Here is a 24,710-nt window from a genome sequence, read left to right as displayed (position 1 = left end):
GGCTCACCGGACGCTCACCTCGAGCCCGACCCCGAGGCGGGCGCGGGGGACGCGACGGAACACGCGGTAGCGCAGCACTCCCGTCCAGAAGCCCTGGACGCCTGCAGCCCGGGCGAGGAACCCGTCGAGGTCGCGCGGCCCGGGCTTCAGCAGCATCGTCAGAGCGGCCGCCGGAAGCTTGACGGTCGCGATCAGCAGGCGTCCGCGGCCCACGAACGCAGAGGAACGATAGACGCCGTACCGCTGGCAGAGCAGCACATGGGTCGAGGCCGCACGGCGGGCGATGAGGCGACGGGCTCGTCCTGTCTCCCGAGTCCGGTAGGCGATGCGCATGGCGTACGAGTCCAGCACGGGGTGCCCCGCAGCGCGGAGGCGGATGGCGAGATCGTTGTCCTCGCCGGCGGACGGCAACGCCTGGTCGAACCCGCCGAGCTGCAGATAGAGGGACCGACGCATCCCGAAATCACCACCCATGAGGATCGGGATCGCGAGCTCCTGCTGATGCCGCACCTCCGGTGCCGGGAGGGCCGCCGGCGCGATCCGATCACGGAGCGCGCTGATGTCCGTCCCGAACTCCGGGTCAGGGATCGGCAGCGCGCTGCCCGAGAAGGCGTCGGCCTGTTCGAAGAGAGCCAAGGCATCGGCGAGCCACCTCGCCGACACACAATCGTCCGCGTCGCAGAACACCAGGAAGTCGGTGGACGCATGGGAGGCACCCACGTTGCGCGCATAGGACGCGCCGGACTCGACATGGGCGTCGAGAAGACGGACCGCCGTGGCACCCGCAGCCAGAAGCGCGGATCGATGCTCTTCGACCACTGCGGCCAGTCCGTCGGTCGAGCGATTGTCGACGATGAGCAGCTCGAACGGCGGAGCATCCAGCTGAGAGGCGAGTGCGCGCAGCTGGAGCGGAAGAGTCCCCGCGGCCTGGTGGCACGGGATGATCACGCTGATCTCAGGAGCGGAGGACATCACGCGGGCCCCTCCGAATCGGCGGGGAGCGACGTGCGCTCCCACCGTGGGTCGAACAGATCATCCACCGGCGGCCCGGCCGCGACGCGTTGATGGTAGGGCGGAGCCACCGCCACGTGGTCGTCGCGCAGCGCGGCAGCGAGATGGCTCCCCCAGTAGGAGAACGTCGAATTGGCGAGCACCAGCGTGCGGGACGCGACAAGTGCGGCGAGGTCGTCGAACAGGCTCGTCCGGTGCGGGAGGGAGCGGAATCCACCCGGGAGCGTGTCCTGGAGATTGTCGCGGCACCACCCCAGGTCGTCGGAGACGATCAGCACGCCCTCCGGGGCTCGGCCGGATCGTACGAGGATCTCGACTGCTTGCGACACGTGGGCGCGGATGTCCAGGCCGAACTCGGCACGGAACTCCGGGATGCTGTAGTAGTCGCCGCGGCGCACGTTGATCACGCATGTCCGATCCGTGATGACGCGGCGCGCCGCTTCGACGCGGGACTCGAAGGACGGCGACCCGTCGAGAAGCCACCGGCTGAACAGCCGATTCTCCTCTGCCGTGAAGCTGGATCCGAAGTGATGCCGCGTCGCGAACGCTCGCTGGTCGAGAGGGGAGACGTCCGCGCGCGACACGGTGAGGCTCTCCAGGACGGGGAACTCCTCGAGCCACGCATCCATGTGGTCCGTGCGCAGCACCGAGCGGCGATCCCCGGCGAGCTGTCCGAGGTAGGCCCACTGCCAGTAGTAGAGGATGTTCCCACCCCGCACGGCATCGGGCGTGAACTGCACCGTCGGAGCTCCTGGGCGCGCTCGGGCGACCTCCAGCAAGCGCCGTGCGGTCCCAGTGATCATGAGCGTGCCCTCGAGATGACGTGAGGTGCTGCGAACGAGCGGCCGGCCTCAAGCGCCCAGGCCACCAAGTGCCGCAGGACGGCCGCTCGACGGGATGCGCCCTTGCGTGCGTTCCAGAGCAGCGACAACGACTCTCGGGGCCGCATCGTCGAACGGTACGCACGCTTCGCCAGTTCCCACCGCGTCGAGGCCGCCTGCCCCCGCAGCGGTTCCTCGGCATCGGCATAGTGCCGCAGCGCGGCATCCAGCGCTACCAGGAAGGGCGGGTTCGTCGAGGCGAAGCCGGTCGCGCCCAAGGAGGTCTCCAGCCGGCGCACGCCGACGAGTGCTTCGTCCGTCCAGACGAACCGATGATGCTTGGACAGCCGGACGAGGAGCTCGAAGTCCTCGTAGAAGAGGTCCGCCCGATAGCCACCGGCACCCTGCAGCACCTCGGTGCGCAGGAACAGCGACGCCGCAGGCACCCAGTTGGTGTGCAGAAGCGCAGCGAAAGGCCTCTCGCGGTCCTCGGGGCCTGCAGGCCAGGGGAACTCTGTCTGCGACGTCTCGTGCAGGACGGCGGACTCCCCGTCGATGACCACGGCGTCGCTGTAGGCGAGTGCGGCGTCCGGAGCCTTCTCCATCAGAGCGAGATGCCGCTCGATGCGCTGAGGCCTCATCACGTCGTCCGCCGAGATATAGGTGAAATACCTGCTGCTGACGGTCGCGAGATTCTTGTTCAGCGTTCTGTTGAGACCGATGTTCTCGTCGTTCCGTCGAAACTCCCCGAAGCCGGGATGAGCATCGAGATAGGCGGTGATGACGGCGGAGGTGTCGTCCGGTGAGTTGTCGTCCGCGATGATCACCCGCCCGGGCACGGCAGTCTGCTGCCGGATGCTCTCCAGGCACTCGACGACGTACTCGGCATGTCGGTACGCGACCACCAGCACAGTTACGTCGGCGCCGGAATCTGGTGCGGGTGCCATGGCAGGATGCCTTCCCTCGAAGCTGTGGACGACACTGGCCGGAGTGCCGCCGTTACAGAGATGGTACTGAGCGTTGATCGCCGGTGGCCTGCGGGTTCGGCGTGCGGCCCGACGGGGCTATGAAGCCCGGCACCTTACTCGCCGGAAACTCGTGGAACGCGCACTACAGTGGCGATAGGGCCCTGGACGTGTGGCCGAAAACTGAGCAGGACCGGCGGGGCTCGGCGCACGAGCGGCCTCCGGCATGAGATGCGGTCGGGGGATCATGTCGTTGTCAGATGATGCGTTGCGAGTTCGTCGCAGCGCCGGCGCAGCGCGTGCTGATGTTCGCCGGACTCTCGAAGGCATCGGCAGCCTGACCCGACTGCGACGTCAGTCGATCCTCCTCATGGTGGTGCTGGACGTCTTCGCGATCATCCTCGCGATGGGCGGCGCCTATCTGGTGCGACAAGCGGCGCTCGGCGCGGCCGGCGATCTCTCCGAGCACATCTTCGACAGCGCCGCCGTGATCGCGCTCGGCTGGCTGCTCGCGATCACCTTGTTCAACGGCTACGACCCGCGTCTGGTGCCATCAGGCACCGAGCTGTTCAGGAACCTGCTGCACGCCACCCTCGCCGCCGCCGGCATCATCGGCACCGTCGTCTACCTCGCCGACATCGAACTCTCCCGCGCGTTCTTCCTCGCCTTCTTCCTGCTGGGCCCGCCCCTGCTCCTGCTGGACCGAGTGCTGATCCGGCGCACCCTGAACTCCGCGCGCACACGCGGCAGGTTCCGTCAGGGAGTGATCGCCGTGGGCTCCCTCGCCCACGTGGACGGCATCGCCCGCACCATCCACCGCGAGCGCTGGCTCGGCTACGACATCGTGGGCGCCGTGACACCCACGGGCAGCGCGTCCACCTCCGAGCTCGGGATCCCCGTGCTCGGACCGGAACAGGACCTGCTGCGCATCGCCGAGGACCTGCGCCCGGGCATCCTCCTGTTCACCGCAGGTGCGACCGCGAGCGCCGAGGAGTTCCGTCGCACCGCTTGGAAGCTCGAGCACGAGGACGTCAGCGTGATCGTGGTGCCCGGCCTCACCGAGATCTCCGCCGACCGCCTGCGCATGCGACCGGTGGCCGGGCTCCCGTTGGTGCACATGGACCTCCCGCGGGCCCGTGCGGCGCTGAAATGGACCAAACGTCTCTTCGACATCGTGGCCTCTGCCGTGCTGCTCGCCGTGCTCTCCCCGGTGCTCGCCATGATCGCGGTGCGGATCCGGCTGCACGACGGAGGGCCCGTGGTGTTCCGCCAGGACCGCGTGGGCCGCGAGGGTCACCACTTCGAGTTCCTCAAGTTCCGCACGATGGTCACCGACGCCGAAGCCGTGCTGGTGGAGATGACCGAGCGCGCGGTGCAGGACCGAGGCAACGCCGTGATGTTCAAGATGCGCGAGGATCCGCGGATCACGAGGCCCGGCCGCTTCCTGCGTCGCTATTCGCTCGATGAGCTGCCGCAGCTGTGGAACGTGCTGCGCGGCGACATGAGCCTGGTGGGCCCGCGACCCGCCCTGCCCCGCGAAGCCTCCGCGTACGACGAGGATGCCCGCCGCCGGCTCAGCGTGCGCCCGGGCATCACCGGGCTGTGGCAGGTCTCCGGCCGGAGCGACCTCGCCTGGGAGGACACCGTGCGGCTGGACCTCTACTACGTGGACAACTGGTCCTTCATCCAGGACCTGCAGATTCTCCTGCGCACCGTGCGCGCAGTGCTCGCCTCCTCCGGCGCATACTGACGATGGCCGCTGCCGCACCCGACACCGGGCACCCTCCGAGAGCTCGGCTTCCCAGAGCGTTCCGGATCGTTGCGATCTGCGTGCTCCTGCTGTACCCGCTCGCCGCCGGTGTTCTGCTGCTGACCAGCGACGGATGGGCCGTGAACCGTGCGAATGTGCAGGTCTGGTACGTCGTGACGGGCATGGTGGGTCTGCGCGAGCAGATCTCCCCGGAGGGCTTCGCCATGATCGCGAACGTGGGGCTGTTCGTACCCTTCTTCACGGCGCTCGCGGTGCTGCGCCCCTCCTGGTGGTGGGTGCTGCTGGGGACCGCGCTGTCTACCTGCGTGGAGCTCTACCAAGGATCGATCGGCTCCCGCATCCAGGACCCGTGGGACATCGTCACCAACACGCTCGGAGCGGCGATCGGCGTGGCGATAGGCCTCGGTGTACGCCGTCGTGCGCTCAACGGCGCAGGAAGCGCCCCCAACGGGCCCACCACTCCCGGCGCACCTCCTGCCGAGTCGGCACCCGGCCCAGTCGGAGGCCCAGATGATCGCGGTTGACCCGCACTGCCTCCACGAGGATCCGCGCCCGACGGCGTGGTCCGCGGGCGTCGCGCAGCCGGGCCATCCATACCTCGGTGGGATTCGCCCGGCGATGCACCGCGCGCCACAGGTGCTCGTCGGGCTGTCCGACCGCGAGTTCCGGTCTATCCGTCACCAGCGCGAGCGGCACGACTGCGCCGAGCTCCATCGCGAGGGCGTCGATACGGGCGCGGCCGTCGGCGTCGACCTCCGTCCAAGACACCCGCACGTCGTGCCGGGCCCTGCCCATCGCATCACGGGCGGCATGCACCAGCAGCAGCAGGCGCTGCGCGGTGAGATCCGGGGCCGCACAGGCGATGCCACCCAGGTCGACCTGTTCATGAGCGTCCCAGAGCCGCTCGAACGTCACGGCCGGATCGTGCTCGAGGCCCGGGAAGGTGCGGTGCACGTCCACCGTGCCCCACACCTGATGGTGGAAGGTCGCGGCATGGGTGAACACGCTGCCGTGCTCGAACGTGGTGATCTGCTGCCAGTCGTGCGCAGCGAGCACCTGGCAGTAGAGGCCCACCTGGGCCGGCTCGACCAGCACGTCGCAGTCCGTGGAGGGGGAGCGGCCCTCGGCGAGCGACGGATGCAGGCTCACTCCCTTGAGATGCAGGATCCTGACCCCTGCTTCTCGGGCAAGATGGTCGAGGCAGCCGTGTGCGAGGCGAAGCCGCGTCTGTGCGGGAACCTGCACGGGAGCATTCATGAGATCGAGTGTAGAAGTTCCGCGCGGCCGGCGCGGATGAGAGCGGATCGAGGGAGGGGGACGCGGCATGTGGGAGCTTGAGAGCCACCTCCAGCACTATGCCTGGGGATCCGAGACAGCGATCCCTGACTTCCTGGGCCGCAGCTCCGATGGTGAACCGTGGGCCGAGGCCTGGTTCGGCGCGCATCCGCTGGCGCCCTCGATCCTCGCGACCGGTCAGCCCCTCGACGCCGCGATCTCGGCGGACCCGCGCCGCATGCTCGGCGATGGAGTGAGCCGTGCCTTCGGTGACCGCCTGCCCTACCTGCTGAAGGTCATCGCGCCAGAACGGCCGCTCTCGCTCCAGGTGCATCCCGATCGGGAGCACGCTGCCGAATCCTTCGCGGCGGAGACCGCCGCCGGCCTCCCGCTGGACTCGCCGCTGCGCAACTACCGCGACGACAACCACAAGCCCGAGATGCTGGTCGCGCTCACGCTCTTCACGGCGCTGTGCGGATTCCGCACCCCGCGCCGAGCCGCCGCGATCCTGGAGGGCCTCGGCACCGACCTCACCGACCGACTCCACCACCTGCTGCTCACCAGCCCCACCGCCCACGGCATGCGCGCCGCGTTCCGGACCCTCGTCTCCGCGTCGATGCGCCCCGGCACGGAGGCTGTCGCCGAAGTGGTCGAGGCCTGTCGCGTGCGCTACGAGGCCGGCAACTCCCCGTCTCCCCGCATCGACCACACCGTCCTCCTGCTGGCCGAGCACCACCCGGGCGATCCTGGCGTGGTCGCCGCACTGCTGCTGAACCCCGTCACCCTCCAGCCCGGCGAAGCGATGTTCGTGCCCGCCGGCACCCTCCATGCGTACCTTCAGGGCGTGGGCCTGGAGATCATGGCGGCGAGCGACAACGTGCTGCGCGCCGGCCTCACGCCGAAGAAGGTCGACGCGGACGAGATGCTGCAGTGCGTCAGTGTCGCCGCCGCACCTCCGCTGCGTGTCGCCCCCGAGCACCAGAACGAGACGACCGTCGCCTACTACGCCCCGGTGGATGACTTCGAGCTGTCGCTGACGCACCTGGCGGACCCACCCGGGACCTTCCGAGGGCAGCACCTGATCCCCGGCACCGGGCCCCGCACTCTGCTCGGCCTCGACGGGGAGATGCTCGTGCAGACGGACGCTGGCCGCCATGTGCTCACCGCCGGGAAGTCCCTGTTCGTGCCAGCGTCCGCCGGCTCGCTGCGGGCGGGCGGCGCGGGACGATTCGTGCAGGCGAGCGTCCCGTGACCCGCTACAGACTGCGACCGGCGGTCAGCGAATGGGACGGCGGTGAGATGTGGGCAGCCGCCCTGCCGGACGGGCCCATCACCTGGATCGGGGGAGTGGGGGCCATCGCCCTGGACATGTTGATGGTGGACAGCCCCCCGTGCATCACCGAGTCGCAGACTGCAGAGGACCCGGCGGGCGTCCAGGGTCGTACGCTTCACGAGATCGTGATGGCACTGCGTGAAGAGATCCCCCGGATGCCGGACGACGCCGAGGATGTTCTGGCGGGCTTCTTCGACGGCCTGCGTGCGAGCGGCATCGTCGAACGCGTGGAAGACGGAGGCTCATGACAGGGCCAGGCCTCGGTGCTCCGGCGACGCGATCGCTGTCCGTGCGGGTGGCGGGTTTGTCGATCGCTATGTCTTTCGGGCCCGGGAGGGAGGGCCTGGCTGCGGAGGCCTTCGAGCTCTGGCGCCATCTCATCGCTCCGGACCCTCCTGCCGTGCCGGACGTCGAGCTCACGTTCGTGACCGGAGAGGGGCCCGTCCCACCGGGAGCCACGGTCGTGGCACCCTCGCCGACCGAGACGTACGCCCTCTCGGGAGCCATCACCCGCGCAGTTCTGACATCGCTCATCGGTCGGCGGATCCTCCTGCACGCCGGCACGATCGATACCCCACGACTCGGCGTCGTCGTCCTGGTGGGGCCCTCGGGAGCCGGGAAGTCGACTGCGACAGCTCGGCTCGGCGCTGAGGGCGCATACCTGAGCGATGAGCTCACGATCATCGACCCTGACACCTTCGAGGTCACCGGGTACCCGAAGCCCGTCTCTCGATCGATACCAGGCTCGAGGGCCAAGCGTGACGTGTCCTTGCCGTCGCTTCACTTGATGCCCGCTTGCGCTGGCGGCTCGCCAGACCTGATCGTCCTTCTCCATCGTGATCGTGGGAACGGATCCGAGAATGGCCCGCCAGGTCTCGAGCGCATGCCACTCGCAAGCGCACTGCTGCGCTTGATCGGTCAGACGTCGTCGCTCAACCGTGTTCCCGGTGGCCTCGCCGCGCTCGCGCGCGTCATCGACTCTGCGGGCGGCGCGCTCCGCGCCCGTTATCACGAAGCCTCCGAACTGGCGGACCTTCTCGATCACGCCCCTGCCCCGATCTCCGAGTGGTGGGCAGAGGTCGAGGCGTGCCGGCCAAGCCATGACGTCCAGCCCCGAGACCTGATGCTCGCCCCCTTCGACCAGGCTCTCGCGCTGGAGACGGGAGTGCTTGTGCTGGCACGACGTGAAGCCGGACTTCTCGAAGGGCTGCTGGGAGTCATCTGGGAACTGCTGCGAGTCCACGGGGGCCTGTCCCTGGATCTCCTGCAAGATCTGGTTGCCGAAGAGATCGGTCCTCACCCGGATGCCGCTCGCCATGTTCGCTCAGCGGCGGACAGGCTTATCAGCGGAGGGTGGGTCATCCGGGCCTGACCCGAGCGGAGCGGAGTACGGGGACCAGCTGGTCGATGAGGTCGGAGATCAATGCCGCGCTCGTCGCCGCAGCAGGGGCTCCCTGCCGGTACGGATCCGGAACATCGCGATCACCCGGGACAGTGGTCCGACTCCAGTCGGAGATCACGTCGCGAAGCGGCGACTCCGGGTGGCGGTGACGGATGGCTGCGAGCTCAGGGACGCCGCCGAGCAGCCCGATCTTCCGCACCGCATGCGGATAGTCCTCCAGGAGATGGATGCGTTGGCGCCGAGACATGGTGAGCACCAGATCTGCCTGCAGGTCAGCCGGGGATACCTGCTGGGCATGGAAGTTCGACGGGTCGCCGTGACGTGCCTCGAGCTCCGCGGCCATCGGGGCGTCGATGGGATTCCCCTCGAGCGCGAAGATTCCCCTGCTTGACACCTTCAGCTCGGGGGAACGGCGCGCGAGAAGACGTTCCGCGAAAGGAGACCGACAGACATTGCCGGTGCAGACGAACAGCACCGAGAGAACGGGGCGGGACGACTGCTCCGCGGGAAGTTTCGAGGTGACCACCCGGGCAGGCTACGTCGTGAAGGGCCCAGAAGCGTCGTGCTGACCACCGGTCTCTGGCCACTGCTCTCCGGGACGGGCGCCATGCGATCTCATACCCATCGGTAACGTCACGGGCCGGTGACGGATCGATGACGCTCACCCCTTCTTGTGACCTTGAGGCCTTCTACCGTGTAAGGATGAGCGTGGCTACGACGCGCCAGGAGCATGCGCGTTTCTAGCCGCGTGCGTGCACACACCCGAGTCAGCTCTGGGCACCGGACACGCAGTTCCTGCTGGGTTTTTTCCCTGCTCGTCGAGGCCGAGCTCCTCATCGGCTTCCACGGTGGGGCTGTTGAAAGAGGTCTTGTGAGCAGTTCTGCCAGTGTTGAGTCCGCCCCGCAGCGTCGTATCCATCCCTCCCGTCGAGCAGTGGTGAAGGGTGCTGCCTGGGCAGCCCCGGTGGCCGCCTTCTCCGTCGGTGCGCCGGCTCTGGCGTTCTCGCCGTCGTGCACGGATGACGCGCTGCTTGATTCGCAGGCGCGGGCTCGCATGCTGAGCGGTCAGATCGGTGGCGCCGATCTCGACGTGATCGCTGAGGTCAATGGGGTTCATGCCCAGGCATTCGACCCGATCGCCGACGGCGCAGACAGCATCTCCCAGGACCTCAAGACGAATCCGTTGACGGTCGAGGCGCTGAGCGCCATCAACCTCAACCTGGGCGGCCTCAGCGGCGCGCTGACGACGATCCTCGACTTCGCCACCGCGCAGGATGCGGGTGTGCTGAACGAGTACGCGTATGCCAACGAGAATGCCCAGTCCGCGAACAACCCGGACGCGCCTGAGGTGGGCGGGGCCGGGGCAGTAGGCAACGATGGCACGATCGCCCTGTCCGTCGACGATCCGAACCCGCCCGCTCTCGGCACGATCAATCTGTACTCGATCCTTGAGCAGGCGACCGGCCCCGGCGTTGCAGAGCTCGTCGATCTCATCGCCGGCCTGGACCTCGACATCGGCGCCGTCGCCGGCCGTGCACACCTGGACTATGTGTGCGACACGTCGCGAGGAGTCACCGAAGAGACGGTGGATCGCGACTACCTGCTCGCGTACCTGAACCTCATCATCGAGTCGAATCTCGTGGGCGACCTCGTGTCGGCCCTCAACGAAGTGCTGCCGGACCTCACCATCTCGACCGATGCCGTGTGGGATCTCCTCCAGGGCGTTCCGCTTCTCGGGGGCTTGCTTTCCGCGCTCGGGAAGGGTGCGCTTGAGGTCACTGCGACGGTCGATGTCAGCCAGTTGACTGCTCTGCCGATTCCGAACTCCGACAATGCTGCGCTGCAGGCAGACCTCGCAGCCGGCACGATCACGATTGATGTGGCGTCGCTGCTCGGCGGTGCATACACCGGGGCTATCTCACCGTTCCTCAACGAACTCTCGCCGAACACGCGCCTATTCGTCGATGCCCCCCCTGCCGACCAATGCCGCTGCGTCCCTGGTGGACACGCTGGTCGATGATCTGATCGAACGTCTCAAGGACCTCGTCACTGTGACGGTCCGTGCTGGCAGCGTGAGCGGTCTGGGCGCAACGGGGCTCCTAATCGAGGGATCGCTGCGAAACTTCCTGGATGGTACGGCGACGGCAACGTTCCGACTGCTTGGCGCCCCAATCCCGGGAATCGGCGGGATTCTGAATGGTCTCCTCGGAAGCATCGGTGCACTCGTCGAGACGACTCTACGCACACTTCTGCAGGACTCCGGAGTCCTGCAAACGGCACTGACAGGCATCAACGGACTTCTCTCCGTCCTGTTCGACGTGCTCAGCGGGGTGCTCGCCCTCACCGTGAACGCGCAGAACAATGCATCGGGCTCGATGCCGAACTACTACGCGGCCATCACCCCGGAGCGTCGTTACGACGTATCCGCCCTGCACCTGGAGGTGCTGGGCATGCTCAACCTGCTGAACCTCGCGGTGGCTCGCGGGTCCGTCGGCCAGAACGATTTCCGAGCCTGATCGGGTGTACAGGGCCCCGGTTCGCGCCCTCGGGCGCGTACCGGGGCCTCTTGAGTATCTGTTTCGACGACCGACCTCGCGAGGTTCGAGCACTATGTTCGTGACGCCAACTTCTCGTCCAAGCGACGCGACTGACCAGCGCGCGCTGACATCATGACCACCATGCGAGGAATCATCCTGGCGGGCGGCACAGGCTCCCGCTTGCATCCCCTGACCATCGGCGTCTCGAAGCAGCTCATGCCTGTCTACGACAAGCCGATGATCTACTACCCGCTGAGTACCCTCATGCTCGCGGGGATCCGGGACATCCTGATCATCACCACCGCCGAGGACCAGTCCGCCTTCCAGCGTGTGCTCGGCGACGGATCCCGCTTCGGGGTGAACCTCAGCTACACGGTCCAGCCCTCGCCCGATGGCCTCGCACAGGCGTTCGTGCTCGCAGAGGAGTTCCTGGCCGGTGAGCCCGCCGCGCTGGTGCTCGGCGACAACCTGTTCTACGGCCACGGCATGGGTGCTCAGCTCACGCGCTTCCGCGACCTCGAGGGAGCAGCGGTGTTCGGCTACTGGGTGAAGGATCCCAGCGCCTACGGCGTCGTCGAGATGGGGGCGGACGGCAAAGCGGTCTCCCTCGAGGAGAAGCCGGCCCAGCCCCGCTCCAACCTCGCCGTGCCCGGCCTGTACTTCTACGACGACACGGTGGTGGAGCGCGCGAAGGCCCTGCGCCCCTCACCGCGAGGCGAACTCGAGATCACCGACCTCAACCGCACGTATCTCGAGGACGATGCTCTGCAGGTCGAGGTGCTCACCCGCGGAACGGCCTGGCTGGACACCGGCACATTCGACGACCTCGCCGCCGCCGGGGAGTTCATCCGCACCGTGCAGCAGCGCCAGGGCCTGCTGATCGGTTCCCCGGAGGAGGCGGCCTGGCGCAGGGGCTATCTCGACGACGAAGAGCTGCGCGAGCGCGCCGAGCCCCTGGTGAAGTCCGGCTACGGCCGCAACCTCCTCGACATGCTGGAGCGCGAACGCGCGGACCGTCCCGTCTGACCTGACCCCTGCGACCTCTTGGAGGGCTTCCATGCCACGTCACCTGCTCGTCACCGGCGGAGCCGGCTTCATCGGCTCGAACTTCGTCCACCATGTCCTCGCGCAGACGGACGACACCGTGACGGTGCTGGACAGCTTCACCTACGCCGGCAACACGTCCTCCCTGGACGGCCTCCCGGCGAACCGACTGCGCATCGTGAAGGGCGACATCGCCGATGCCGCGACGGTCGACCCGCTGGTGGCTGAGGCCGACGCCGTCGTGCACTACGCCGCCGAATCGCACAACGACAACTCGCTCGAGGACCCCAGCCCGTTCCTGCAGACCAACTTGATCGGCACGTTCACCCTGCTGGAAGCTGCGCGCCGTCACGGCACCCGCTTCCACCACATCTCGACCGACGAGGTCTACGGCGACCTCGAGCTCGATGTGCCGGACCGCTTCACGGAGGCCACTCCGTACAACCCCTCCAGCCCGTACTCCGCCACCAAGGCCGGCAGCGATCTGCTGGTGCGGGCATGGGTGCGGTCCTTCGACGTGCAGGCCACGATCTCGAACTGCTCGAACAACTACGGGCCGCGCCAGCACGTGGAGAAGTTCATCCCCCGCCAGATCACGAACCTGATCGACGGGATCCGGCCCCGTCTCTACGGCGCAGGGCTGAACGTGCGCGACTGGATCCATGCCGACGACCATTCCAGCGCCGTGCTCACCATCCTGGATCGGGGCACCATCGGGGAGACCTACCTGATCGGGGCCGACGGGGAGAAGAACAACAAGGAGGTCGTCGAGCTGCTGCTGCGGCTGATGGGCCACGCCGAGGACGACTACGAGCACGTCGCCGACCGCCCCGGCCACGACCTCCGGTACGCGATCGACCCCAGCCGCTTGCGCACGGAGCTCGGATGGGAGCCGTCCTACGACGACTTCGAGGCGGGCCTCGCCGCGACGATCGACTGGTATCGCGCCCACGAGGCCTGGTGGCGCCCGCAGAAGGCCGCCACCGAGGCCAAGTACGCCAAGAGCGGCCAGTGACCTCGCGCCTCCTTGCCACGGCCCGCCGCAGGAGCTGCACCACACCGTCCCCGAGGAGCCGTCGATGACCGATCTGACCGTGCACACCACCGCGATCCCCGGACTGCTGGTCCTCGACCTGCCGCTGCCCGGAGATAGTCGCGGCTGGTTCAAGGAGAACTGGCAGCGCCAGAAGATGGTCGCCGCGGGCCTGCCGGACTTCGGCCCGGTGCAGAACAACATCTCCTACAACCAGGCCGTCGGCGTGACCCGCGGGATCCACGCCGAACCGTGGGACAAGTACATCTCGGTGGCCACCGGGCGGGTGTTCGGCGCCTGGGTGGACCTGCGTGAGGGCGACAGCTTCGGAGCGACCTACTGGCACGAGATCACGCCCGGCGTGGCCGTCTTCGTGCCGCGCGGCGTGGGCAACGCGTTCCAGACCCTCGAGGCACCGGCCGCCTACACCTACCTGGTCAACGACCACTGGTCCGCCGCGGCCCAGGCTCGGTACACCTTCCTGAACCTCGCCGACGAGACTGCTGCGATCCCGTGGCCCATCCCGCTCGCCGACGCGGAGCTCTCCGCGAAGGACACGGCGCATCCGCGCCTGGTCGACGTCACCCCGGTGCCGCCGCGCCGCACCCTCGTCGTCGGCGGGGGAGGCCAGCTGGGCCGGGCCCTCGCTGAGCTCTGGGAGAGCCGGGCGGAGGTGGACGTCGTGACCCGCGCTCAGCTCGACATCGCCGATCCGCAGAGCGTCGACGCCTTCGACTTCGCCCCGTACGGCGCGATCGTGAACGCCGCGGCGCACACCGCCGTCGATGCCGCCGAGACGGACGAGGGGAGGCGGGAGGCTTGGGCCGTGAACACGACCGGTGTGGGACGCCTGGTCGGGGCGGCCCGCGCGCAGCGTGCCACGCTCGTGCACGTCTCCAGCGACTACGTCTTCGACGGGTCGGTCCCGATGCACTCCGAAGAGGAGCCGCCGAGCCCGCTCGGGGTCTACGGGCAGACCAAGGCCGCGGGCGATCAGGTGGTCGCGACGCTGCCGGACCACTACATCGTGCGCACCAGCTGGGTGACCGGCGAGGGCGTGAACTTCGTGGGCACCATGGCGAGCCTCGCCGAGCGCGGTATCGACCCGTCCGTGGTAGACGATCAGATCGGCCGGCTCACCTTCACCCAGGATCTCGCCGAAGCGATCGACCATCTGCTCGCGACCCGTCCCGTCCCCGGCATCTACAACGTCACCAGTGCCGGGGAGCCGCGGAGCTGGGCGCAGATCGCCGCCGAGGTGTTCGCCCTGACCGGTCACGATCCTGCGCGTATCACGCCGGTGAGCACAGCGGCCTACTACGCCGGCAAGGACGGCATCGCACCCCGCCCCGCCCACTCCGCCCTCGACCTCGCGAAGATCACGGCCACCGGATTCATGCCCCGCGAGCAGATCGCAGCGCTGCGCGAACACCTGCAGGCCTGATCCGAGGCAGCCCCGGGCTGGGCTGGGCTTGGTCGGCGGACGGGGCGACCCGCGGTGCCACGGCGTGGTCAGTCCTCCGCCACCGGCAGCTCGCCGTCCGCCTGCGCCGCCTGCAGCTGCTCCTGGATCTCCTGGACGAAGGCGATGACATCGCTGCCGCCGGTCACGGGGCCGCCGGCGAGCATGCCGTCGGCCCCGAGCAGGACGGCGCTGGGGGCGCCGCGGCTCCCGAGCGCCTCACGGGCGCTGAACACCGGATCGTGCAGGGCGTGGTCGCCCACCCGGGTGAGCGTGCGCTCGCGCAGCTTCTCCAGGGGCTTGGAGAACACCGTCTTCACCTGCATGAACGGGGAGAGCGTCGTGATCCATCCCGGGACCTCGTCGAGCACCCGCTCGCAGGGGCCGCAGCCCTCGCTCACGAACACCAGCAGGGCCGCCTGCTGGGCGCTCAGCACGCGCAGGGTGACCAGTGAGCCGTCGGGCCGTTGCAGCACGCCTGCGGGCACGGCATCGCGCTCGTAGTCGAGCAGCTCTCCCTCGTCATCGATTTCCGCCTCGTCCTGGGAGGTACCGCCGGCACCGGCATCGGCACCGGCACCTGTGCTCGCGCCTGAACCTGCGTCCGCGCCGGCGGCGGGGGCCTGCCTTCCGGTCGGCTGCCGGGCGTCGGTGGTGGGGGAGCCCTCATCGCCCCCGGGCGTCACGCCCCCGAGGGACAGCACGGTCAGCACCACGGCCAGCAGCAGGACGACGCCGAGGCTCACCAGTGAGAGCGGCTGCTGCACGAGCACCGCCGTCATCGCCCCGGAGGCCGCGGTGAGGACCGCCAGCAGCGCGAGCACCGTGAGCAGCACGTTGCGGCCCAGCGTGACGCGGGAGACCGTCGGCGAGGCGAGCGTGCCGAAGCAGGAGCATTCCACGGTCTCGTCCCAGGTCAGCGCGCGAGCGATGATCACCAGATAGGTGAGCATCAACGCGGCGACCAGGAGGGAGGTCATGATCTGCAGCGGGACCGACGGCACCCAGAGAACCAGAGCCAGCACGATCTCCACGACCGGCAGCACCGACGCGACGGACCGGTGGAACGGGCGCAGCGGGATCCGCAGCGACGTCATCGCGTCCTCGGTGCCCTGACGTGCCCCGAGCTTAGCCAACCCGGAGGTCAGCAGTGTCAGGGAGAGCAGGATCGGTGCAGCGATCAGCAGGGTGGTCATGAGTTCTCTCTTTCGACCACGCTATTGTCGCCGATGACCGTGGACGTCAGGAGCCTGCCGGTGGAATGAAGGACACGGGAGAGAACCAGACCGTGGGCGTGGTCGTGAGCTTCGCCTGGACGCCTTGCCGGTACGCGACGGCGATGGCAGATACCGGGCCCTTCCAGGTCAAGGTCACCGCGTAGTCAGGACCGCTGAGGTCCCCGAAGACGGTGTCCGCTGCGCGGAAGGGATCCCCCGGCGTCCCCCGGCCCACGACCTTCGAACCAGGGGCATGCTGCGAGAACATCACTGCTCCCGGGGGGATGTAGATCTCGTCCTGGAAATCGCGAGGGTCGAGTAGCCCGCGATCGCGGTCGCGGTCCAGGTCCTGGATGGTGAGGGAGACGTCGGTGACCGGCTTGGAAAAGCTGAGAGCGACGGTCTGGGCGGAGTCGCCGAGGGTGAGGCGATTGCTGCTCATCTCGAGCCGGCCGTCTGCAGTTGGTGTCCAGTTGCTGCCGACATGGGCGAGTCCGCTTCGAGTCAACGAGGTCGTGATCTTGGCACCTCCGACGGTCTGAGAGGCCGTCGTGGCGATGCGGTTTCCGCTGCCTCTCGGGAAGTCCGTCCACAGCATCGTCGCGGGCATGGCGCTCGCGGCGATCGCGGGGGCAGCGACACTCAACAGCACCATGGGTGCAGTCCAGAGAGCGCCCTTCGCCAGCGCGCGGCGGCCGAGGGGCGGGGTGTGCACGAGAGCCTCCAGTGAGAGTCCGACAGGCGATGGAAAACGGACACGCGCAAGAATACTAACTGGCAACGACGGTGCGTCGCCAGATCATGGACCAGGTGTTCATCCCCACGTCGGTCGCAGGTGAGAGTCGTACGCTGGAGCCATGTCGACCGACGCGCACCCCTCGACCGCCGCCACGGATTCCACAGACTCCACAGGCTCTGCTGACTCCGCTGATCCCGCAGCCGCTGTCCGGCGCGAACGGATCCTCGAGGATGTCGCCGCCCTGCGAGCCTCCTTCGACGCCGGCACCACGCGCAGCATCCCGGCGCGCCTCGCCCAGCTCGCGGCGCTGCAGAAGGGCTTGCGCGCCGAGCGCGGTCGGCTGACCAAGGCGCTCGCGCAGGATCTGGGCAAGTCCCGCCTCGAGAGCGCGATCACGGAGCTCGGCGTGGTCAGCGAGGAGATCTCGTACGTCTCCAAGCACCTCAAGAGCTGGCTGCGACCCGAGAAGTTCTCGATGGGCCTGCTGCTCGCGCCCGCGACCGGTGAGCTGCAGCGCGAACCGCTGGGCACCACCTTGATCATCGCCCCGTGGAACTACCCGGTGAACCTCACCCTCGCGCCCGTCGTCGCGGCGATCGCTGGCGGGAACACGGTGCTGCTGAAGCCCAGCGAGGTGGCCCCGGCGACCTCCTCCGCGATCGCGTACCTGGTCGCGACCCATCTCGACCCCGAGTGGGTGCGGGTGGTCGAGGGCGGCGTGGAGGAGACCACGCTCCTCCTCGAGCAGCGCTTCGACCTGATCTTCTACACCGGCAACGCCACCGTGGGCCGCATCGTGGCCCGCGCCGCCGCCGAGCATCTCACGCCCACCGTGCTCGAGCTGGGCGGGAAGTCCCCGGTGTTCGTGGACGACGGGGCGGACCTCGCCGTCGCGGCGCGACGCATCGTGTGGGGCAAGTTCACCAACGCCGGCCAGACCTGCATCGCCCCGGACTATCTGATGGCCACCCCGCGCACCATCGAGCGCCTCGTGCCGCAGCTGCGCAAGGCGGTGCGGGCGATGTACGGAACCCGTCCGGAGCGGGCCCGCGACTACGGCCGCATGGTCAACCGCAAGCACTTCGACCGCGTGCGCGCCCTCATCGACGACGACCGGGCGATCATCGGCGGCACCGGCACGGCGGACCGCCGCAACCGCTACCTGCCGCCCACGATCCTCACCGGCGTGGACTGGGACGATCCGGTGATGGACGAGGAGATCTTCGGCCCCGTGCTGCCGATCCTCGCCGTCTCCGGGGCCGACGAGGCGATCGCCCGGATCCGCGAGCGCGAGAAGCCGCTGACCGCCTACGTCTTCACCTCCCATCGGACGATCGAGGAGCGCTTCGCGACCCAGACGTCCTCGGGATCCCTCGCGATCGGCCTGACCCTCGCCCACATCGGCACCCCGAGCCTGCCCTTCGGCGGCGTGGGGGAGTCCGGCATGGGTGCCTACCACGGGCGAGCGGGGCTGGAGACGTTCACCCACGCCAAGCCGGTCGCCCGCAAGCCGCTCACCCCGGACACCCTGAAGCTCGTCTACCCGCCGTACAAGGGCGCGAAGAAGGCCCTGCTGGGCCGGCTGTTCCGCTGAGCCGACGGGGTCGCGAAGCGGCCTGTTCCACTCGGCTCAGGGGATTCAGGGCGCAGGGATCCGCCGCACGGTGGAGCAGGGTCCGCCCTGCGGTGGACCCACCCCCGCCCTTCGGCTCGATCTGCTCGGCCCTGCGGCCATGATCAGCCCGACCGGGGGCCACGAGCTGGCGCCGCCCAGGCTCGAGTTCTACCGTCGGTCGCAGCGACCCACCACGGGCCGGCCGACGGAAGGACCCCACCATGACGATCCCGCCCCCAGGAGCTCCGCAGCACCCCGGTGCCGAGGAGCACGGTGCGCCCCGCAGCGAGGCGCCCGACCCGTTCCACCCGGGCGATCCCACCCTCGTCAACGGCTCCACCATCCACGGGTTCCGCGGACAGAGAGCGATCCGCCACCCCTGGGAGATGCGTCTGCTGGTGCTCGGCGTGGTGCTGACGATCCTCGGGTATCTCCTGTGGACCGCACTGCTGGTCACCACCGGCTACCTGTACGTCGCCGAGGGTCAGCGGACGGTCAACGAGCTCTGGAAGTACGTCAACATCGTGCCGTTCATCGCGCAGCTCGTGCTGATCCTTCCCCTCGCTCCGCTGATCTTCTGGTGGGTGCGCGCCACGATGTACGCGCAGCTGCGCACGAACGCGGTGCGGATGAGCCCCACCCAGTTCCCCGAGGGCTACCGCATGGTGGTCGAGGCCGCCCAGCAGTACGGGATGCGCCGCGTTCCCGACGCCTACGTGCAGCTGGGCAACGGCACGATCAACGCCTTCGCCGCCGGTCACGGCTTCCGCCGCTTCGTCGTGGTCTACTCCGACCTGTTCGAGATCGGGGGGAAGGTGCGCGACCCCGAAGCGCTGCGCTTCGTGATCGGCCACGAGGTGGGCCATCTCGCGGCCGGCCACGTCTCCTACTTCCGCCTGGTGTTCACCACGATCATCAACATGATCCCGATCCTGGGCCCCGCGCTCTCCCGCTCCCAGGAATACACGGCGGACAACTTCGGCTACTCCTACGCCCCGGCCGGTTCGCCCGGCGTGGTCGCCGTGCTCTCCGGTGGCAAGTACTTGAACGCCGAGGTCAACGTCCACGAGCTGGCCGATCGCGCGGCCACCGACCCCAGCTTCTTCGTGCACTGGGTGAACCTGCTGTCCTCCCACCCCGTGACCACCTGGCGCGCCCACTCCCTGCGCGACCGCTCCAAGCCCGGCTCGATGTGGATCCGTCCCTCCGGCACCGCGTTCCAGTCCCCGCTGCCCCCGGGGCACGTGTGGTCCTCGCGCTTCCCGACCCCGAGTGATGCTCTCGCGATGCTGGACGACGCCGATCGCACTCGCCCCGCCGGCAGCGCCGGCCAGTTCGGCCGCTTCCCGGGAGCCGACTACTCGGCCCGCCCCGCCACCCGTGACCTCCAGCTGGCCGCGCCCCAGCTCTCCGGTCGCACCGGTTACGTGATCCCGGCCGGGCCGTACCGCGACGATGCCCGTGCGGTGCCGCATCCGGCAGCGTCGGATTCCCAGGACTGGATGGGCGGGCAGCCGCCGCAGGACTGATCCGATACGCGTGCTGCTGATCGGGCGCATGCGCTGAGGCGACAGGGGCGGGGCCGAGAGCCCCGCCCCTGTCGTCATCCTTCGGAGGGGCCCGACGGCGCTGTCTGCGACGACGTCAGCTTCGAGGACTCCGGCTGCACCGACGTCGTCTCCGTCGGGTCCGTAGGACCCGAGGCGCCGATAGCCGTGACCAGCCCGGCCCGCACGATCGCCAGCTGGCGGTCGAACTGCTCATCCGGAGTTCCCCGCACGTGGCCCCCGGCCTGGACGAGGGGTGCGTCCCCGCCGACGGCGTCATTCCGGCGCTCGAGGTCGTAGCGGGTCGGGTCGGCGGCGTCGGACTGCGATCGCTCCTGCTCCTCGATGGTGAAGCCGACGACGAAGGCTGTGACCGTCTGGACCGCGTCGAAGGCATCCTTGAGGGCGAGGCCGCTGCTCGTCCATTCCTCCAGCCAGGGCTCCTGCTCGCGCAGCAGGTTGGGATCGGTGAGGCGCGTGCCGCTGAAGCTGCGGGCCCCATCGCGATGAGCGAGGTACTCGGCGCGCAGCACGCGGGCGTAGCGGTCCAGATCGTCGAGCCAGCTCCCGGAGGGGATGAGTCCTCGCAGTGACGTCTGCACGCGGCGCTGGATCTCGGTGCCCATCTCGTCGAGCAGCGCCTGTTTGTTGCGCACGTGCCAGTACAGGGCGGGCGCCTTGACGTCGAGGCGCTGCGCGACGGCGCGCACGGTCACCGCGTCGATGCCGCCGTCGTCGAGGACGTCGAGCGCCGCCGCCACCAGTCGTCCACGAGTGATTCCCTTGGCCATGCTTGACACCTTAACAAAGTTAAGCGCACACTGGCGCTCTATTGAACTTAGTTAAGGAGCCATTCATGCGTGCCATCACCGTCGCGTCGGCCGATTCCCTGCCCGCCAGCACCGACTTCCCGGACCCCGAGCCCCGCCCCGACCACGAGACCCTCGAGCTCGTCGGGGCCGGCCTGCACCAGGTGGTCCGGGCGCTCGCGACCGGCGGGCACTACGGCAGCGACCACGCGTACCCCCTCGTGCCGGGAATCGACGCGGTCGCACGCACCAGCGGTGGTCAGCTCGTCTACGCCGGGGGCACGCGGGCGCCCTGGGGCACCATGGCGCAACGACTCGCTCCCGCGTTCACCCTCGATCTGCCGACGGGTGCGGACCCCCTGGTGGTCGCCGCCGGGATGAACCCCGGGATGTCCGGGTGGATCCCGCTCACGGGCCACCGTAACGAGCGCGGCGCGCTGGGCACGGTCCTCGTGCTCGGCGCCACGGGGATGGCGGGGACCATGGCCGCCCAGGCGGCGCTCGCGCTCGGCGCGCAGCGGGTCATCGGTGCGGGACGCGATGAGGGGTCCCTGGAGTCGCTGGGTGCCGCCGGCGTGGAGACCGTCGACCTCGCCGACCCCGCCGCGCTCGAGCAGGCCCTCGCCGCAGGGGTTCCGGATCTCGTGCTCGACTACGTCTGGGGCCCGGTCGCCGAGACCGCCTTCGCCGCACTGGGCCGTCGAGGTCTGGGGGAGGACAGCGCAGATATCTCTTATGTGCAGATCGGGTCGCTCGCCGGAGCGGAGGCGTCGGTCCCGGCCTCCCTGCTGCGCAGTCGGCGCCTGCGACTCAGCGGCAGCGGATCGGGCACCTTCTCCATGGAGCGTCTGCGCACCGAGCTGCCCCGCCTCCTGGAGCTCCTCGCCGACGGCTCGCTGCGGGCTCCGTACACCGCGTACCCCTTCCGCCGGATCGACGAGGCGTGGGCGCACACGGGTCGCTCCCGCGCCGTCGTCGTCCCGGACTGAACCCGACCGGCCGTCGACCAGAAGCGGTGGGCTGTCCCTCTGCTCACCTCGCCCTCCTCAAATCTGCAGCGGATGCATAAGGTGGTCGGGTGATCCCTGACCCCAGTGCGCCGACTCCTCCGGTGCGCCGCAAGCCCCTGCTCGCCGTCCTCCTCGCTCCTCTGTTCATGGCGCTGATCGCCGTGAGCGTCATCAACGTCGCGCTCACCGCCATCGGCGAGGGTCTCGACGCGGATTCCGGCGGACTGCAGTGGGTGATCTCCGGCTACGCGCTCGCCTTCGGCATGCTGCTGGTGCCCGCCGGCCGCGCGGGAGACGCCACCGGCCGACGCCGGATGTTCATCATCGGCGTCGGGATCTTCACGCTCGGCTCCCTGCTCAGCGGTCTCGCCCCGAACGTCGAGATGCTCAATGTCGCCCGCATCCTGCAGGGCATCGGCTCGGGCCTGCTGAACCCGCAGACCGTCGCCCTGATCCAGCAGCACTTCCGCGGTCAGGATCGTGCCCGCGCCTTCGCGCTGCTGGCCACCACCGTCGCCGTGGCCACAGCCATCGGTCCTGTGATCGGCGGTCTGCTGATCCAGGTCCTCGGCCCCGAGCAGGGCTGGCGCTGGATGTTCCTCATGAACATCCCGATCGGTCTGATCGCGATCCTCGGCGCCTTCAGGTACATCCCTGACGACAAGGCCCGGGGGAAGTCCAGGCCGGACCTCGACCCCATCGGCACGGTCCTGCTGTGCCTGGCGATCCTGGGCGTGATGCTGCCCTTCCTCGAGCGTGGTGCGGGCGCCCTGGTGTGGCTGTCGTTCCCCGTGGGACTGCTGATGCTGGGCCTGTGGTGGTTCTGGGAGCAGCGCTACAAACGCGCGGGCAAGCCTCCGATGGTGGACACCGCGATCTTCTCCAACCAGGCGTTCCGCAACGGCATCCTCGTGGTCTCGGTGTACTTCCTCGGTGCCACCAGCGTATGGATCATCGTGCCGCTCTACCTGCAGATGCACCTCGGGCACACCGCCTTCGAAGCCTCGCTGATGGGCCTGCCCTCCTCGATCGCGGCGGCGATCTCCTCGCAGATCGCCGGGCGCTATGTGCTCACCTTCGGCCGACGGATGGTCATCGTGGGCTTCGGCGTCGCCTTCTGCGGCCTGCTGGGCACCGGTCTGCTGGCCGGTTTCGTGGAGAACGGGGTCGTGCCCTTCTGGTGGCTCGCCGCACCGCTGACGCTCATGGGCCTCAGCCAGGGCATGACCATCTCCCCGAACCAGACCCTCACCCTGAACTCCGTGGACCCGAGGTTCGGCGGGGTCGCCGGCGGTATCCTGCAGCTGGGTCAGCGCATCGGTGCCGCCATCGGCACCGCGATGATCCCGGGCATCATCTTCTCCCTCACCGAGGGCGGGCACGACTGGTTCGAGGCGTTCATCATCGCGATCGCGATCATCATGGCGCTCACGCTGGCCGCGATGGCGGTCAGCTTCGCCGACCGGGCGCGCGAGAAGGCGAATCCCGGGGCGCTGTGACCCGGGACGATGAGATCCCGGGACGCTGTCAGCCAGGAGTGCTGCCGGCCGCGCAGTACCAGGGACCCGACGGGGGAGAGCACTATGGGGCCGCGACGACGCGACCACGGGAAGGGGCCCGGCGCGAGCCGACGGGCCCGGGGGCAGAGCCAGGCGCTCGAGCTCGGCTGGGGTGAGGACACCGATCCGTCCACCGCGCCGACCCCGGCGCGGACCCCCTCGACACCATCGGCCGACGGGCGGGGCGGAGCTCCTGGTCGGCCGGACGGCCGCCCGGGGCCGGGTTCCGGCTGGAGCCGGCTGTCCCGGCGCACGCGCGGTCTGATCGCTGGAGCATCCGTCGTGCTGCTGGTCGCAGCGCTGGTCCTCGGCCTGCCTCGGCTGCTCACCGCGACCGTCGGCCCGGAGGCCGTGGCGACGGACTTCCTGCAGGCGATCGTCGACGGAGACGTCGAGGAGGTGCGCGAGCATGTCGAGCATGCGCCCGACGCGAGCGGCGCGGCCCTCACCGCGGAGATCCTCGGCGCCGCGACGAGCCGCCTGGACTCCTTCACCATCGACGACGTGGACGTCGGCGCCGGGACCGCGATCGTCACCGCGACGCTGTCGAACGGTTCCGACCGCACCACCGCACGGCTCGCGCTCACCTCGCACGCGGACAGCGCCTTCGCGCCCGTCGGCTGGGAGCTGGCGCCGGTGCACCTGCCGGAGTTCCTGATCGACATCCCGCTGGGCGTGGAGGAGATCCGGATCAATGGCGTGGCATTGCCGGTCGAGGGCCTGATTCTCGATATGAACCTCTATTCCCCGCAGATCGCCGTGCAGCTGCTGCCCGGCACCTACGAGGTCACGGTCGCCGCGCCGGGGCCCTGGCAGGACGACTCGTCGGTGACCCTCGAGGCGCCGCCCGTGCTGGGGACCTGGCGCAAGCCGATCGACGCGCTGCAGCCCGTCCTCAACGAGGCGGGGCACCAGGAGGTGCGGAAACGGGTCGATGCGTTGCCCCAGGAATGTCCGGGAACAGCATCCAGCTTCTCCGAGGACTGCCCGTTCGCCCTGTCGGACGGATCGGATGCGGATGCTTCGGGGCTCGATGCCTCGGGACCTGACGACACGGATCCGGACGTCCCTGGGACCTGGGTGGTGGACGCGCCGATGCAGATCGACATCAGCGGCTCTGGCAGCTTCCTGTGGTCGGTGACCGCGACCGGGACGGCGGAGTTCTCCCCTGATGGCGGCCTCGGGGACACCGATGGTGACGCGTCTCGGCTCCGGGTGCCCGTCCATTTCGATGGCATGGCGTACTCCCGGCCCTCTGGGGAGCTGCGCCTGGAGCCGGACTCCCCGAACGGATTCTCCTTCACCTACTGTGACGATCCGGAGTCCGGGGACATCGTCGGGATCGAGCTCCTGGGCGGGACGGTCACCTCGCGCGACATCGAGGAGATCTGCGCGCCGGGCACCATCGCCGGGGTGTGATGCCGGAGAGGGGCCCTGGCGCCGTGCACGGAGAGGCGTCCGCTGAACAGCGCGGACATGCTTTCTCCCCTGCCGTCAGCAGGGCTCCCTCACTGCCGTCAGCAGGTCGTCCACGCTTCCGTCGGGCGGGGTGGGCGACTC

23 protein-coding genes are annotated in these 24,710 nt (G+C 69.0%); 15 read left to right on the top strand and 8 right to left on the bottom strand.

Annotated elements, in window-relative coordinates:
• Window positions 1-3: 3 nt before the first annotated feature.
• From ABD093_RS10125 to ABD093_RS10115, 3 genes are read right to left on the bottom strand one after another with little or no spacing between them, the layout of a single operon-like run.
• Window positions 4-972: a glycosyltransferase family 2 protein gene (locus tag ABD093_RS10125; RefSeq protein ID WP_343924215.1), complete on the bottom strand. Its 969-nt coding sequence runs from the start codon at window positions 970-972 to the stop codon at window positions 4-6.
• Window positions 972-1,751, bottom strand: a complete 780-nt coding sequence (locus tag ABD093_RS10120) for an alpha-1,2-fucosyltransferase (protein WP_343924213.1) — start codon at window positions 1,749-1,751, stop codon at window positions 972-974. Before ABD093_RS10120 ends, ABD093_RS10125 begins: the two co-directional genes overlap by 1 nt.
• A gap of 59 nt (window positions 1,752-1,810) precedes the next feature.
• A complete protein-coding gene (locus ABD093_RS10115; protein ID WP_343924211.1) occupies window positions 1,811-2,779 on the bottom strand; it encodes a glycosyltransferase family 2 protein in 969 nt (322 codons plus the stop codon).
• Between the two features lie 265 nt (window positions 2,780-3,044).
• Between ABD093_RS10115 and ABD093_RS10110 the strand changes: the two genes are divergently transcribed.
• Both ABD093_RS10110 and ABD093_RS10105 read left to right on the top strand, forming a co-directional pair.
• Window positions 3,045-4,547 (top strand): sugar transferase, encoded by a 1,503-nt coding sequence (locus ABD093_RS10110; protein WP_343924209.1) that lies wholly within the window; start codon window positions 3,045-3,047, stop codon window positions 4,545-4,547.
• A 2-nt stretch (window positions 4,548-4,549) separates the two neighbouring features.
• Complete coding sequence (locus ABD093_RS10105; protein ID WP_343924208.1) at window positions 4,550-5,092, top strand: VanZ family protein; 543 nt, start codon at window positions 4,550-4,552, stop codon at window positions 5,090-5,092.
• Here the strand turns inward: ABD093_RS10105 and ABD093_RS10100 are convergent.
• The gene (locus ABD093_RS10100) at window positions 4,992-5,825 is read right to left on the bottom strand and encodes a nucleotidyltransferase family protein (RefSeq protein ID WP_343924206.1); all 834 of its coding nucleotides are present in this window, start codon (window positions 5,823-5,825) and stop codon (window positions 4,992-4,994) included. The two genes, ABD093_RS10105 and ABD093_RS10100, sit on opposite strands and share 101 nt — an antisense overlap.
• 67 nt (window positions 5,826-5,892) lie before the next feature.
• On the opposite strand from ABD093_RS10100, the gene manA reads away from it, so the two are divergent.
• The 3 genes from manA to ABD093_RS10085 all read left to right on the top strand — a co-directional run bounded on the left by manA (window position 5,893) and on the right by ABD093_RS10085 (window position 8,548).
• The gene (gene manA / locus ABD093_RS10095; protein ID WP_343924204.1) at window positions 5,893-7,095 is read left to right on the top strand and encodes a mannose-6-phosphate isomerase, class I; all 1,203 of its coding nucleotides are present in this window, start codon (window positions 5,893-5,895) and stop codon (window positions 7,093-7,095) included.
• A 47-nt stretch (window positions 7,096-7,142) separates the two neighbouring features.
• On the top strand, window positions 7,143-7,424 hold the full coding sequence (locus tag ABD093_RS10090; protein WP_193115791.1) for a hypothetical protein: 282 nt from the start codon (window positions 7,143-7,145) through the stop codon (window positions 7,422-7,424).
• Between the two features lie 152 nt (window positions 7,425-7,576).
• A complete protein-coding gene (locus tag ABD093_RS10085; RefSeq protein WP_343924202.1) occupies window positions 7,577-8,548 on the top strand; it encodes a hypothetical protein in 972 nt (323 codons plus the stop codon).
• On the opposite strand, the gene ABD093_RS10080 is transcribed toward ABD093_RS10085, so the two are convergent.
• Window positions 8,535-9,053: an arsenate reductase/protein-tyrosine-phosphatase family protein gene (locus ABD093_RS10080; protein ID WP_343924452.1), complete on the bottom strand. Its 519-nt coding sequence runs from the start codon at window positions 9,051-9,053 to the stop codon at window positions 8,535-8,537. The genes ABD093_RS10085 and ABD093_RS10080 overlap by 14 nt on opposite strands.
• Before the next feature lie 489 nt (window positions 9,054-9,542).
• On the opposite strand from ABD093_RS10080, the gene ABD093_RS10075 reads away from it, so the two are divergent.
• The 5 genes from ABD093_RS10075 to ABD093_RS10055 all read left to right on the top strand — a co-directional run bounded on the left by ABD093_RS10075 (window position 9,543) and on the right by ABD093_RS10055 (window position 14,636).
• Window positions 9,543-10,598, top strand: a complete 1,056-nt coding sequence (locus ABD093_RS10075) for a choice-of-anchor G family protein (protein ID WP_343924200.1) — start codon at window positions 9,543-9,545, stop codon at window positions 10,596-10,598.
• On the top strand, window positions 10,579-11,094 hold the full coding sequence (locus ABD093_RS10070; RefSeq protein ID WP_343924198.1) for a hypothetical protein: 516 nt from the start codon (window positions 10,579-10,581) through the stop codon (window positions 11,092-11,094). Before ABD093_RS10075 ends, ABD093_RS10070 begins: the two co-directional genes overlap by 20 nt.
• Before the next feature lie 162 nt (window positions 11,095-11,256).
• Complete coding sequence (gene rfbA, locus ABD093_RS10065) at window positions 11,257-12,141, top strand: glucose-1-phosphate thymidylyltransferase RfbA (protein ID WP_343924450.1); 885 nt, start codon at window positions 11,257-11,259, stop codon at window positions 12,139-12,141.
• A 31-nt stretch (window positions 12,142-12,172) separates the two neighbouring features.
• Window positions 12,173-13,174 (top strand): dTDP-glucose 4,6-dehydratase, encoded by a 1,002-nt coding sequence (gene rfbB / locus ABD093_RS10060; protein WP_193115789.1) that lies wholly within the window; start codon window positions 12,173-12,175, stop codon window positions 13,172-13,174.
• 64 nt (window positions 13,175-13,238) lie between these two features.
• Window positions 13,239-14,636 carry a sugar nucleotide-binding protein gene (locus ABD093_RS10055; protein WP_193115788.1) on the top strand — a complete coding sequence of 466 codons (1,398 nt, stop codon included), beginning with the start codon at window positions 13,239-13,241 and terminating at the stop codon, window positions 14,634-14,636.
• Window positions 14,637-14,704: 68 nt separating this feature from the next.
• Here ABD093_RS10055 and ABD093_RS10050 read toward each other — a convergent pair whose 3' ends face one another.
• Both ABD093_RS10050 and ABD093_RS10045 read right to left on the bottom strand, forming a co-directional pair.
• The gene (locus ABD093_RS10050; protein WP_193115787.1) at window positions 14,705-15,850 is read right to left on the bottom strand and encodes a MauE/DoxX family redox-associated membrane protein; all 1,146 of its coding nucleotides are present in this window, start codon (window positions 15,848-15,850) and stop codon (window positions 14,705-14,707) included.
• A gap of 46 nt (window positions 15,851-15,896) precedes the next feature.
• The gene (locus tag ABD093_RS10045) at window positions 15,897-16,586 is read right to left on the bottom strand and encodes a hypothetical protein (protein ID WP_343924195.1); all 690 of its coding nucleotides are present in this window, start codon (window positions 16,584-16,586) and stop codon (window positions 15,897-15,899) included.
• A 142-nt stretch (window positions 16,587-16,728) separates the two neighbouring features.
• On the opposite strand from ABD093_RS10045, the gene ABD093_RS10040 reads away from it, so the two are divergent.
• Together ABD093_RS10040 and ABD093_RS10035 are read left to right on the top strand one after the other, a co-directional pair.
• On the top strand, window positions 16,729-18,204 hold the full coding sequence (locus ABD093_RS10040) for an aldehyde dehydrogenase family protein (RefSeq protein WP_343924193.1): 1,476 nt from the start codon (window positions 16,729-16,731) through the stop codon (window positions 18,202-18,204).
• 242 nt (window positions 18,205-18,446) lie between these two features.
• Window positions 18,447-19,754: a M48 family metallopeptidase gene (locus ABD093_RS10035; RefSeq protein WP_343924191.1), complete on the top strand. Its 1,308-nt coding sequence runs from the start codon at window positions 18,447-18,449 to the stop codon at window positions 19,752-19,754.
• A gap of 74 nt (window positions 19,755-19,828) precedes the next feature.
• On the opposite strand, the gene ABD093_RS10030 is transcribed toward ABD093_RS10035, so the two are convergent.
• Window positions 19,829-20,563, bottom strand: a complete 735-nt coding sequence (locus ABD093_RS10030; RefSeq protein WP_343924189.1) for a TetR/AcrR family transcriptional regulator C-terminal domain-containing protein — start codon at window positions 20,561-20,563, stop codon at window positions 19,829-19,831.
• A gap of 65 nt (window positions 20,564-20,628) precedes the next feature.
• Between ABD093_RS10030 and ABD093_RS10025 the strand changes: the two genes are divergently transcribed.
• The 3 genes from ABD093_RS10025 (at window position 20,629) to ABD093_RS10015 (ending at window position 24,569) form a co-directional block, all read left to right on the top strand.
• Window positions 20,629-21,570: an NAD-dependent epimerase/dehydratase family protein gene (locus ABD093_RS10025; protein WP_343924187.1), complete on the top strand. Its 942-nt coding sequence runs from the start codon at window positions 20,629-20,631 to the stop codon at window positions 21,568-21,570.
• A gap of 89 nt (window positions 21,571-21,659) precedes the next feature.
• The gene (locus tag ABD093_RS10020; RefSeq protein WP_343924185.1) at window positions 21,660-23,090 is read left to right on the top strand and encodes an MFS transporter; all 1,431 of its coding nucleotides are present in this window, start codon (window positions 21,660-21,662) and stop codon (window positions 23,088-23,090) included.
• A gap of 84 nt (window positions 23,091-23,174) precedes the next feature.
• Entirely contained in the window at window positions 23,175-24,569 is a 1,395-nt protein-coding gene (locus ABD093_RS10015) for a hypothetical protein (RefSeq protein ID WP_343924183.1), read from the top strand.
• Window positions 24,570-24,710 lie beyond the last annotated feature (141 nt).

Origin of the sequence: Brachybacterium tyrofermentans (genome assembly GCF_039526165.1) — a bacterium.
In the GTDB taxonomy this organism is placed as follows: domain Bacteria; phylum Actinomycetota; class Actinomycetes; order Actinomycetales; family Dermabacteraceae; genus Brachybacterium; species Brachybacterium tyrofermentans.
This window is presented reverse-complemented; position numbering and strand designations above follow the sequence as displayed.